This window comes from Brucella sp. NBRC 14130 (genome assembly GCF_040371715.1).
Taxonomy (GTDB): Bacteria; Pseudomonadota; Alphaproteobacteria; order Rhizobiales; family Rhizobiaceae; genus Brucella; species Brucella intermedia.
In genome coordinates this window covers 25,249-36,334 of record NZ_BAABTE010000024.1, presented here as the reverse complement: position 1 = coordinate 36,334, position 11,086 = coordinate 25,249, and the positions used below count along the sequence as shown (strand labels likewise).

Here is an 11,086-nt window from a genome sequence, read left to right as displayed (position 1 = left end):
GCCAGCCTGGTGCAGCATCGCCGTGATGCGACGATAGCCATAGCGACCATATTGGAGGGCGAGCGCTGTGATGTCCGCAGTCAATGATGCTTCATCATCCGGGGTCTTGGCGATCTTGCGCTGCGTGGAACGATGCTGACCCAAGACTCGGCACGCCCGTCTCTCGGACACCTTCAGTTCAGTTGCGCAATGTGACGAAGATAACCTGATCTTCCGGTTGCCCGGCAATGGCAATTGCACCGATGCGTTGTGCTTCGCTGGTGTCGAGAGCAGGCATATTGAACAGAACTTCGCCGCCAACGCGTTCTGCGGCCTTGGCGAGCGCGGAATCAAAACCTTCGATAAGGACGTCGATGGCTCCAAGCGCAAACTCCAGTTCGACGGCTTCAAGCGTCATCGCATCCTCTGCGGTTGTGCCGTCCGATGACTGGTTGCCATTTTGAAGGGCGCGATCCATTCCGTCCTCTCCGACGATTGCAATATAAGCCCCCACATTCGCAATCATGCCTTCTGTTAGCGGTTGCTGCAATGCCTTTTTATTTGATTTACCTAGCTTTTTCTCACTTATTCTTAAAGCTGGTGATCTTTGCAGGCTAAGAACGCATCCCGAAAAGTGCAAAACGGTTTTCGGACCAGATGCGTGCTGAACAAACAATTGGAGCGCCAATCTGCCGTAATCAGATTGAACGGCGCCCCTGGAGGGTGCTGCCCCTAATGCGATTTGCCTAATCTATCAAGCACGCCAAACGTGCATTAGCTATTGCTTTTGTAGATCGCTAAATATTCCCCCGACAGGTTTTGATCGCGGTCAATGCTCTTTCATCCCGAATCTTCGACGTTCTCTTCATCACAAGGGAATTGGTGTCGGAGGGCACATGAAACTGATCTGGAAAGCGGCGGTCGGCGGCGCGGGTGCGCTAGCCGCAGCTTGGCTCTTTGCGCTTTCAACACCCCATTGGCTGACGGCGAAACACGAAGCCGCCGTCGATGTCACCGACAAGGCTTTGATCGAAAAAGGCGAGTATGTCGCCCATGCGGGAGACTGCGCTGCGTGCCATACGGCTCCGGGAGGCAAGGCGTTTGCGGGCGGGCTTGGCATGCAGACGCCGCTTGGCACGATTTATTCCACGAACATCACGCCAGACAGCAAAACCGGTATCGGTGGCTACAGCTATGCCGACTTCGAGCGCGCCGTACGGCAGGGGGTGCGTCAGGATAATTTCCATCTTTATCCGGCAATGCCCTTTGTTTCCTATACGGTCGTGAATGACGAGGACATGAAGGCGCTTTATGCGTTCTTCATGTCGAAGGTGGAGCCGGTACAACAGGATAACCAGCCCAGCACTTTGCCGTGGCCAACCTACATGCGCTGGCCACTCGCCTACTGGCAGCTTTTCTTTCGAAATTCGCGTTCGTTTGAGATTGCAGCCGACACCGATCCGGTGATCGCACGCGGCGCTTATCTGGTCGAGGGGCTCGGTCATTGCGGCGCGTGCCATACGCCACGTGGTCTCGCCTATGAAGAAAAAGCGGTGAAGAACGATCCGAAGGGCAAGTTCCTGTCCGGTTCGGTTCTGGAAGGCTGGTATGCGAAAAACCTGCGCGATCAGGATACAGGCCTTTCGAGCTGGGCCGAAGACGAGATCGTCACCTTCCTCAAGACCGGGCGTACCGATCGCACAGCGGCGTTCGGCTCGATGGCCGATGTCGTGCAGCATTCGACCCAATATCTTGCGGAAGATGATTTGCGCGCAATTGCCCGTTATTTGAAGTCGCTGCCACCAAGCGAAGGACGCGAACGTGAATGGCAACAGAAGGAAGATGTGACGACGGCGGCCCTCAAGGTGGGAGATTTCAGTGCACCGGGCGCTCTGTCCTATGTCGAGCAATGTTCGGTCTGCCATCGTATGGACGGCAAGGGTGCACCGCGCATCTATCCGGCGCTTGCTGGCAATTCGATTGTCTTTGCCGATGATCCAAGCTCGCTCATTCAGGTCACTCTGACCGGGGGCAGGACGCCTGACACGCCAGCGGACAAGATGGCTTTCACCATGCCGGGCTTTGCCAATCTTCCAAACTGGCAGGTCGCCGAAATCCTGAACTTCATTCGCAACGGCTGGGGCAACCACGGCGCTGCCATAACGGAGCAGGATATCGCGCGTATGCGGCGTGAAATCGCTCACAAGCCCGTCCATTACGTTCCGGAGAACAAGCAATGAAAACCAGTACGATTGTCGTTCTTGGTGCCAGTTTTGCCGTGGCAGTAACGGGCGGCGCATTCCTCTTCAATCACCTGCGGCCTTCGCTGGATGCCCCGGCTCCCAAAGCCTATGCGGTTCTGGACAAGGATAAAAATCAGGTCGGAACCTATGTCATCCCGCCGGACCGTGACATTCTCAAGCAACCGAACGCGCCTGAAATCATGCATGGCAAGCGGTTGCTCAACGAAACCGCGCGGCTTCTGCCCGACAATGTCGGCAACGGTCTGAATTGCAACTCCTGCCACATGGGGCAGGGCAAGATGGATAATGTCGCTTCCTATATCAACAGCAGCAACTTCTATCCCGCCGTCATGCCCCGTGCAGGCAAGGAAGTCGATCTGGTGATGCGCATCAATGGCTGCTTCCAGCGTTCGATGAACGGCAAACCGCTACCGCCTGAGGGGGCCGACATGAAGGCGATGGTCGCCTATATGGACTGGCTTCGGCAGGATGTGAAAAAGGGCACCAAAGTGGCGATCCGCAATGCCGGTCCCATCGATGAAAGCCTTGTTCCCGATCCAGTCAATGGCGCCAGAATCTATGCCGCACAATGCTCGACCTGTCATGGCGCGGGTGGCGAAGGCATGAAGGACCAGGCCGGTGACTATATCTTCCCGCCGCTCTGGGGGGATGAAAGCTTCAACATCGGAGCCGGACTGGCCCGGACTTACAAGGCGGCGCAGTTCGTCAAATATGCGATGCCGCCAGCCCAGAACTACAATCTGCCCATCGGGCAGGGCGATGTCCTGACCGATCAGGAAGCCATTGATGTGTCGGAATATTTCACCCACATGCCGCGTCCCGACTTCGCAGGCAAGGTGAAGGACTGGCCGAACATGAAGAAGCCGAAAGATGCGCGTTACTAGAGCATTTCCAGCAAAAGTGCGAAGCGGTTTTGCGTGGGACAATGCGACGAAACAAATAGTTAGAGCGGTTCCGGCAACTCAGTTTTGACCGGAGCTGCTCTAAAGAACATCGCCAGGAAAAGTGCCCCGCCATGTCCAAGCCAGGTGGGGCATTTGAATTTCTACGCCGAAGTTTTGCCGATCGAAAATCTCTCTGCTATTCATACTGTGTGAAAACAGAGAGACAGAGCGGCTCCAATGATTCAGTATAAGCTGGAAATGTTCTCGGAGACTGCATGAGAAAACTTCGCTACCAGCGGCGTCAGTCGCGCTCTGCAGTATGGGCGCTTCGGCTTGGTGTTTTTGCGCTCGTGCTGCTTGCGATGGCGTTTCTTCTGCATCGCTTCTGGACACTGGAGACACCGGATTTGGTGCTGCTTGCCGGATTGAGCACTGGTCTTGCCGCTCTGGCCCTTCTGTGCTCGGCTAAAGGTTTTCGCAATCTCTGGGTCAATGGCGACAAGGGTGGCGCACGCTCCTTCTGGGGCGGCATATTCGCTTTTGCCGTGCTGCTTCCAGTCGGACTGGTCACGGCACTTTGGTATCTCTCTCCACCCCTCTACGACATATCCACGGATTTCGAGACGCCGCCGCAATTCCCGTCCAATATGCCACCACGCCTGCAATGGATGAATCCGCTGACCGTGGCCGTGAGTGGCGATGCGCTGACCCAGTTGACCGCCTATCCCGATGTGGTCGGACGCCGCTATGAAGCCGCACCGGACCGCGTTGCGCAAGGGGTCGAGACGGTTCTGAGGACTTTCGGGTGGCAGGAGATCGCGCGCAATGTGTCTTCGCCGGAACAGAACGCGACGCGATTTGCCGTGACCGCGCATAGTTTCATACTGGGTCTGAAAAGCGATATCGTCATCCGCCTGCTCGACGAAGGCGAAACTACCTATGTCGATGTGCGCTCGCTGTCACGCTATGGCAAGCGCGATATGGGGCAGAATGCCGGTTTCATTACCGATTTTCTGGGGGCGCTGGAAGGCGAGGTCAACAAGGCTCCAGCGGACGTGGAATAATCAGCCGGGAAGATAGATACTGTCGAGCGATGGGTGGCCATCGGTCGTGACCTCGCCACGTCCAACCAGATATTCCAGATGTGCGAGCACGGACAGCGCTGCCGCACCGTGCAATCGCGGATCAGTCTCGCGATAAATCACTTTCACCATGTGGCCGATTGTCCGGTCCCCCTGTAGAACACGCTCTAAAATGGCACGTTCACGCATCTTGCGATGGGCACGCAGGCCACGAACGAAGGCGGCAGGCTTGGTCACGGCGCCGCCATGCCCCGGCAGATAGACCTTGTCGTCGCGTGCCAGCAGTTTTTCGAGCGAGACCATGTAGTCATTCATCGAGCCGTCCGGCGGTGCGACGATGGACGTCGCCCAGGCCATGACATGGTCTGCGGAGAAAAGAATGCCGGTTCCTTTCAGGCCGAACGCCATGTGATTGGCGGCATGTCCGGGAGTATGAATTCCTTCCAGAGCCCAGCCATCACCTTCGATCGTGCTTCCGTCGGTCAGTGCAATATCCGGAACGAACTCCGTATCGGCGCTTGCCTCAAGCATGTTTGTTTCGCCCGCATAATAGGGGCGGGCAGGGCGATGCGATCCCTCGGCAACGGTGCGAGCGCCAAGGCTTTCCTTCAGACGCTGGGCCAAAGGTGAATGATCGCGATGGGTGTGGCTGACGAAGATATGGCTGACCGGACGACCGGCAATAGCTGCGATCAAGGCGTTGTAATGCGCCTCATCTTCAGGGCCGGGATCGATGATCGCCAGCGTATCTGTGCCGATAAGATAGCTGTTGGTGCCGTGAAAGGTGAAAGCGCTCGGATTATTGACGGTGAGGCGCAAGATGCCTTTACTCAGTTCAACCGGCTTCCCATATTGGGGCGTGAAACTGCTGTCGAAAACAAGCGCCATTGAAGCGGCTTCCATTCTTCTTTGGTTTGATTGATGAAACGGCATAGGCCTTATATAGTCGGGTTGCAAACGTGAACGGTCACGTGGGCTGACAATCGCGTCAGCGGACAGGTTCCCGAGAATTTCAGATCCCGGTGTCTGTCGCCGCGTCAAAAGTGGAGTTGGATATGCCTCATAGAGCAAAATCTCGCGTCGCCACCGCCTCTCTCGCAGCAGAATATCTGCCGACAAGACAACTGGCCCGTGCTTTCTGGTTTGTCGGGCTTGCGCTGATCGGAACGGCTGTTCTCACCATTTCTGCCAAGATCAAAGTCGATCTGGTCTACGTCAATGTGACGATGCAGACCTTCGCTCTCTTTGCAATTTCAGCGCTTTACGGTTCGCGGCTCGCCGTGGCGACTGTCGCTCTTTATCTGCTCGAAGGTGCGCTCGGCATGCCGGTTTTCACCGGAACGCCGGAGAAGGGCATCGGCCTTGCCTATATGGTTGGCCCGACAGGTGGTTATCTGCTCTCCTATCTTGCCGCTGCCTGGATCGTCGGACGTGCTGCCGACAAGGGACTGGCGCGTAACCCTCTCGCTCTCGGCGGTGCAATGCTACTCGCAGAAGCCGTCATTCTTTTGATGGGGGCAGGCTGGATGGCTTATCTTTTCGGTCTGGAAAAGGCGATTGCCTTCGGGTTCGGCGCCTTTATCGTCGGCGATCTCGTGAAACTCGCACTTGCCGCATGCGGTGTCCCTGCGGTGATGTCACTTTTGAAGCGCTGAATTTTTATCGGTTCTGCATGTTGAAAGCCGGGTCGTTGGCCCGGCTTTTTCTTGTTTCGGTTGAAACTGCTTCGCAATTGACAGAGACCTCTTCAACAAGCTTTGTCGCTATAAGAAATCTGCTTTTACGGGGAGGATGATTTGCACGTCGAAACTCTGGTGGTCGAGCCGCTGACAAAAGACGCTTTTGCGCCATTTGGCGATGTCATCGAGACAGAAGGAGCTGAGCTTCGTCTGATCAACAACGGAACGACCGAGCGATACCACGATCTCGCGCGTGTCGAAGCCGCTGGCACGGAAGCAAGGGTTCTCGTCAATATTTTCCGCGGACAATCGTTCGAAGCGCCAATCGATATCGTCATGATGGAACGTCATCCATTTGGCTCGCAGGCATTCGTTCCATTGAACGGCAGGCCGTTCCTTGTGGTCGTCGCCGAGGATAACGGAGGCAAGCCTGCACGTCCGCGTGTTTTCCTTGCGCGTGGTGATCAGGGCGTCAATTATCTGCGCAATGTGTGGCACCACCCGCTACTGGCGCTTGAGCAGAAATCCGATTTTCTGATTGTCGACCGGGCAGGCAAGGAAGACAATCTGGAGGAGTTTTTCTTCTCCGATACCGCCTACCGCATTGAAACGACGCAACCTGCCTGAGCTTTATCGAGGGATATTATGGGTAAACTTTCCACACATGTTCTCGACACTGCCCACGGCAGTCCAGCGGCGGCGATGCGCATTGAGCTTTATCGTATCGCCACAAACGGCGTTTCCGAACTCATCAAGCGGACGGTGACCAATCTCGACGGACGCACGGATGCGCCTCTGCTTTCCGGTGATGAATTGCGCACCGGCACTTACGAGTTGCAGTTCCATGTTGCCGAATATTTTGAGGGACGCGGTGCGGAACAAGCCAATCCTCCGTTTCTCGACCTTATTCCGATCCGCTTCGCAATCGCCGATGTCGATGGAAATTACCATGTGCCGCTGCTTGTCAGCCCGTGGTCCTATTCCACCTATCGCGGAAGCTGATCCGGACTTATCCTCTTTTCGGGCAGACGAACTAGACTCTTCGCATTATCCACTGCGAGGAGCTGTTCATGGACCAAACCCCAAATCTGAAAATGACCTATATTCTGCCCAGTCAGGCGCAGAAACATGTCACCCACAATGAGGCCTTGCGGCTGCTCGATGCTGTTGTGCATCTGAGCGTCAAATCACGGAATCGAGTTGAAGCGCCCGAAACACCTGCCAGCGGCGATCGCTATCTCGTGGCTGCGGCGCCTGCCGGGGCATGGACAGGAAAAGGCGGCGCAATTGCCTCTTTTCATTGATGGCGGGTGGCTCTTCGTGACGCCTGCTATCGGCTGGCAGGCCTATGTCGAGGACGAAGCTTTGTTGCTGGTTTTCGACGGCATGCTATGGAAGGGCGTTTCGTCGGTTCCGGAAAACCTCTCCCTATCCATGCTGGGCGTTCATGCCACTGCTGATGCGGTTAACCGGCTGGCCATCTCGTCGGATGCCAGCCTGTTCAACCATGCCGGTGCAGGGCATCAGGTGAAGGTGAACAAGCAGGCGGTGACCGATACGGCAAGCCTTCTGTATCAGACCAACTGGACCGGCTTCGCCGAAATGGGGTTGAACGGCAGTAATGATTTCAGCGTGAAGGTAAGCAGCGATACCGGACAATGGCGGGAGGCAATCCGGATCGATCACGCGACCGGCAATGTTGCAGTCGGTTCGATCTGGCCGCAGACGCGGCTTGATGTTGATGGTCCTATACGTCCCGCATCCTATACCGTCTCGATGCTTCCCTTTCCCGCAATTCACGGCGCAGGCGCAATGGTCTTCGTGACCAACGCTCTATCCGGTACTGAGATGGCCTATTCTGATGGCACCAATTGGCGCAGCATTCGCACCAACACCATAATTGCCTGACAACAAATGCGGCGGATTGGCCGCTTACAGTTGCCGCGGACGGTCTACGAGCCGTAATTTTGCCAAAAGATGTTTGTTAAGCGCCTGAAACGGCAATTGATATAGTCCTTCCGGAGGACTCATGTTAACGGTGGCGAGAAATTAGAATGCTTCGCAGCTACGGCGTGCAGCACGCCGCGAAGGGATTGACTAAGCTTTAATCCCCATTAGTAGTATAAATAGCCTTATGGCGCTGGAATCGTTCCGGTATTTCTCTCCGGCGGAGAGCGGGATAACACGCGTATGAGTTTGAAATATCCATGGCAGAGATTGGCGCTTTTGCCCCGCGCCAGCAAACAGATCATTCTGATGCTGAGCGACTGTGTCCTGCTGTTGTTGAGTGCTTATCTGGCCTTTGTCATCCGTCTCGGCTTCGTTTTCGTGCCGAACGAAGGGCAGACGTTTCTTATTTTCATCGCACCCGTTCTGGCAATTCCGGTTTTCATTCGCTTCGGACTCTACCGCGCCATCATCCGTTATCTGGCTGAACGCGCGATCTGGCCGATCTTTCAGGCTACTGCTATCGCCTCGTTGTTCTGGGTTGCTCTGGTGTTCTTGATGGAGCTCTACGGTAGTGCCGGTCTGCCACGCTCTGTTCCTCTGCTTTACTGGCTTTTGAGCACTGTATTCATCTCTGCTAGCCGTTTTGGTGCGAAATGGCTTTTGCGTAGCTCCGAGTCGGACAAACGTTATACGAGTTCAGCACTGATTATCGGCGTGGGCGAGCCCGCTCGCCAACTCGCAACGGCGCTCCGCAGCCATAGCGATACTCTGGTCGTCGGCTTCGTCGATCCCGATGGCCAGCTTAATGGCATGGATATTATCGGGCTGCGGGTCTATGGCGTGGAAGACATTCCCACCTTGATCGAAAATTACGGTATCAAGCAGGTCGTGGTATCTGAACCGTCGCTGGAACAGAAACAGCGTCAGGATTTCGCGCGGCTTTTGGGGCGCCTTCCGGTCAATACGCGTATTCTTCCGCCAATTGCCGATCTGACGGCTGGGAAATATCTGGTCAGCTCGCTACGCAATGTCGAGATCGATGATCTGCTCGGGCGTTCCCCCGTGCCGCCTGATGCGGCCTTGCTGCGAGAAGTGGTCGAAGGCCGGCGCATTATGGTGACGGGAGCGGGCGGCTCGATTGGCAGCCAGCTTTGCCGTACCATTTCACAATGGAACCCGGCCTGCATCGTTTTGTTCGAGTCGAGTGAATTCGCACTTTACAATATTGAAAGGCAGCTCAGGCAGATCGCCAGTTGCGAGATTGTGCCGATCCTTGGGACGGTCAGCAACCGGGACTGCGTCGAGAAAGCCATTCGCGACAACAATGTCGATACGGTCTATCATTGTGCAGCATACAAGCATGTGCCGCTTGTCGAGAAAAACCCGCTGGTCGGTATATTCAACAATGTGTTCGGCACGCTGGAAGTGGCGCAGGCCGCTCTCAATACCGATGTTGAACGCATGGTCCTCATCTCGTCCGACAAGGCGGTGCGACCGACGAATGTGATGGGCGCAACCAAACGCTGGGCTGAACTGGTCGTCTATTATTGCGGTTTGCTGGCCGAGCAATCGGGAAAGAAGAAGGCGTTCTATTCTGTCCGTTTTGGCAATGTGCTGGGGTCGAACGGTTCTGTCGTCCCGCTTTTTCGTGAGCAGATTGCCGGTGGTGGTCCGATTACGCTGACGCATGAGGACATGACCCGCTACTTCATGTCGATCAAGGAAGCTGCCGAGCTTATCGTGCAATCTGGTGGTATCGCCGCGTCGGGCGATACGGTTCTGCTCGAAATGGGCGAACCGGTGAAGATCCGCGATCTGGCCGAGAACATGATCCTGCTGGCAGGGCTGACCGTTCGAAATAACGAGAATCCGCACGGCGATATTGCAATTGAGACGACAGGGATTCGTGAAGGCGAGAAGATGTATGAAGAGCTCTTCTACGATCCTTCACAGGCGAAGCCGACCCGCCATCCCAAGATCATGCGCGCCCCGCAGGGCAAAAAGGCTGCGGTGGATGTTCCGGCAAGCCTTACGGCTCTCCGTGTTGCCATGGAAAGCGGCGATATTGATGCCGTTCGCAAGGTGCTGTTCGACGTTATAGCTTCCTGAAGCGCCCGCGAAAATCCAGCAGCAGAACCAGCGTCGCGACAATGGCTACAAGCAGGAACGCGATCTGGGTAATTGTGTGATCGAGAGCGAGCAACGCTATGGCACAGGCAATGAGGATCATGTTCAGAAGCGCCACGTGGCCGACGACCTTGAGCACGCTCCAGCCTGAGCGCTTCGCCGTCTGATAGGCATGTTTGGAATGCGCTTTCAGGATGTTCTCGCCTTGGCTTAACCGCATCACGATGGTCGTGCCTGCGTCGAGAATATAATAGAGCGGCAGGATCAGCGCGACGGCGATATGCGTTTCCCGTGCGAGCAGGATTAGCGCTGTTCCTGTGATCAGGCCAAGTGGCAGACTTCCAGAGTCACCCAGAAAGATCGTTGCTGGTGGACGGTTGAACAGGGCAAAGCCCAGCACTCCACCTGCCGCGATGATGCCGATACCGCCACTTTCGAGCCCGGCAAGGCCAAGGGCGGCCAGACTGCCGATCCCCGCCAGCGGAATCCCTACGCCTGCGGCAGTCATGAGATCGAGACCGTCCATGAAGTTAGTCACATTGATGGCCACCACCAGCGCGAAGACAATGAGAGTTGCCTCCAGCCAGTAGGGCAGGAGGTCCGGCAGCAACCGGAAATCCGGGCCCAGGCCGTAGACAACCAGTCCGGCGGCAATGAACTGCGATCCCAGTCTGATGATCTCTGAAAGCTCATAGTGGTCATCCAGTCCGCCGACGATCCAGAGCAGCAGCGAGGCCCCGGAAAGGCAAAGCGCCAGAAATGCGTTGATTTCCAGATCCGGCGCAAAGATCAACAGCGTTGCGATAATTGCGGGAATAAGTGCCAATCCGCCGATTTGCCGCGCTACCGTCGTATGGTTGGAGCGAGAACTCATGCGCGCCGCGAGAAAGCGCTCGGGCAAGAGCCGGTTCAGCAGATATAGACCGACGCTGCACAAGACAGCGCTGACGAGAAACGAAATCAGCAAAAACAGCATAGTGAATACCGAAAATACACCTGTCCTTTAGGAAGTAGCAGCTTTGAAGCCGGACGCAAATCGGCGGTTTCGTTTTAGGGAACAAGTGGCGACGATATGCGGTTGAAAACGTTCTTCACAGGGCTTGTAAGCTTATGCGGGATTT

At 55.8% G+C, this 11,086-nt stretch carries 10 protein-coding genes and 2 pseudogenes; 8 read left to right on the top strand and 4 right to left on the bottom strand.

Annotation, left to right across the window (positions count from 1 at the left end; all coding sequences use genetic code 11):
• Together ABWW28_RS25855 and ABWW28_RS25850 are read right to left on the bottom strand one after the other, a co-directional pair.
• Nucleotides 1–177 (bottom strand): annotated as a pseudogene (locus ABWW28_RS25855) (IS3 family transposase); the annotation flags it as partial.
• Nucleotide 178: 1 nt separating this feature from the next.
• Nucleotides 179–457, bottom strand: a complete 279-nt coding sequence (locus ABWW28_RS25850) for a hypothetical protein (RefSeq protein ID WP_353392708.1) — start codon at nt 455–457, stop codon at nt 179–181.
• A 418-nt stretch (nt 458–875) separates the two neighbouring features.
• Between ABWW28_RS25850 and ABWW28_RS25845 the strand changes: the two genes are divergently transcribed.
• From ABWW28_RS25845 to ABWW28_RS25835, 3 genes are all read left to right on the top strand, one after another.
• A complete protein-coding gene (locus tag ABWW28_RS25845; protein ID WP_353392706.1) occupies nt 876–2,219 on the top strand; it encodes a c-type cytochrome in 1,344 nt (447 codons plus the stop codon).
• A complete protein-coding gene (locus ABWW28_RS25840; protein WP_259030364.1) occupies nt 2,216–3,127 on the top strand; it encodes a c-type cytochrome in 912 nt (303 codons plus the stop codon). Before ABWW28_RS25845 ends, ABWW28_RS25840 begins: the two co-directional genes overlap by 4 nt.
• Before the next feature lie 275 nt (nt 3,128–3,402).
• Nucleotides 3,403–4,191 (top strand): DUF1499 domain-containing protein, encoded by a 789-nt coding sequence (locus ABWW28_RS25835; protein ID WP_094513438.1) that lies wholly within the window; start codon nt 3,403–3,405, stop codon nt 4,189–4,191.
• Here the strand turns inward: ABWW28_RS25835 and ABWW28_RS25830 are convergent, their stop codons facing one another.
• A complete protein-coding gene (locus ABWW28_RS25830; protein ID WP_353392704.1) occupies nt 4,192–5,097 on the bottom strand; it encodes an MBL fold metallo-hydrolase in 906 nt (301 codons plus the stop codon).
• Nucleotides 5,098–5,264: 167 nt separating this feature from the next.
• Between ABWW28_RS25830 and ABWW28_RS25825 the strand changes: the two genes are divergently transcribed.
• The 5 genes and pseudogenes from ABWW28_RS25825 to ABWW28_RS25805 all read left to right on the top strand — a co-directional run bounded on the left by ABWW28_RS25825 (nt 5,265) and on the right by ABWW28_RS25805 (nt 9,947).
• On the top strand, nt 5,265–5,864 hold the full coding sequence (locus ABWW28_RS25825; protein ID WP_036578020.1) for a biotin transporter BioY: 600 nt from the start codon (nt 5,265–5,267) through the stop codon (nt 5,862–5,864).
• A gap of 141 nt (nt 5,865–6,005) precedes the next feature.
• Nucleotides 6,006–6,515: an ureidoglycolate lyase gene (locus ABWW28_RS25820; protein ID WP_151606416.1), complete on the top strand. Its 510-nt coding sequence runs from the start codon at nt 6,006–6,008 to the stop codon at nt 6,513–6,515.
• An 18-nt stretch (nt 6,516–6,533) separates the two neighbouring features.
• A complete protein-coding gene (uraH, locus tag ABWW28_RS25815) occupies nt 6,534–6,890 on the top strand; it encodes a hydroxyisourate hydrolase (RefSeq protein WP_061345181.1) in 357 nt (118 codons plus the stop codon).
• Between the two features lie 68 nt (nt 6,891–6,958).
• A pseudogene (locus ABWW28_RS25810) lies at nt 6,959–7,796 on the top strand (DUF2793 domain-containing protein).
• A gap of 282 nt (nt 7,797–8,078) precedes the next feature.
• Nucleotides 8,079–9,947 (top strand): polysaccharide biosynthesis protein, encoded by a 1,869-nt coding sequence (locus ABWW28_RS25805; RefSeq protein ID WP_094513431.1) that lies wholly within the window; start codon nt 8,079–8,081, stop codon nt 9,945–9,947.
• Here the strand turns inward: ABWW28_RS25805 and ABWW28_RS25800 are convergent.
• Nucleotides 9,934–10,941: an MraY family glycosyltransferase gene (locus ABWW28_RS25800; protein ID WP_094513429.1), complete on the bottom strand. Its 1,008-nt coding sequence runs from the start codon at nt 10,939–10,941 to the stop codon at nt 9,934–9,936. The two genes, ABWW28_RS25805 and ABWW28_RS25800, sit on opposite strands and share 14 nt — an antisense overlap.
• Nucleotides 10,942–11,086 lie beyond the last annotated feature (145 nt).

Excerpts from the sequence above, each read along its gene's own strand:
- ABWW28_RS25850 (WP_353392708.1), bottom strand. The coding sequence starts at position 457 with ATGGATCGCGCCCTTCAAAATGGCAACCAGTCATCGGACGGCACAACC.
- ABWW28_RS25845 (WP_353392706.1), top strand. The coding sequence starts at position 876 with ATGAAACTGATCTGGAAAGCGGCGGTCGGCGGCGCGGGTGCGCTAGCC.
- ABWW28_RS25840 (WP_259030364.1), top strand. The coding sequence starts at position 2,216 with ATGAAAACCAGTACGATTGTCGTTCTTGGTGCCAGTTTTGCCGTGGCA.
- ABWW28_RS25835 (WP_094513438.1), top strand. The coding sequence starts at position 3,403 with ATGAGAAAACTTCGCTACCAGCGGCGTCAGTCGCGCTCTGCAGTATGG.
- ABWW28_RS25830 (WP_353392704.1), bottom strand. The coding sequence starts at position 5,097 with ATGGCGCTTGTTTTCGACAGCAGTTTCACGCCCCAATATGGGAAGCCG.
- ABWW28_RS25825 (WP_036578020.1), top strand. The coding sequence starts at position 5,265 with ATGCCTCATAGAGCAAAATCTCGCGTCGCCACCGCCTCTCTCGCAGCA.
- uraH (WP_061345181.1), top strand. The coding sequence starts at position 6,534 with ATGGGTAAACTTTCCACACATGTTCTCGACACTGCCCACGGCAGTCCA.
- ABWW28_RS25805 (WP_094513431.1), top strand. The coding sequence starts at position 8,079 with ATGAGTTTGAAATATCCATGGCAGAGATTGGCGCTTTTGCCCCGCGCC.
- ABWW28_RS25800 (WP_094513429.1), bottom strand. The coding sequence starts at position 10,941 with ATGCTGTTTTTGCTGATTTCGTTTCTCGTCAGCGCTGTCTTGTGCAGC.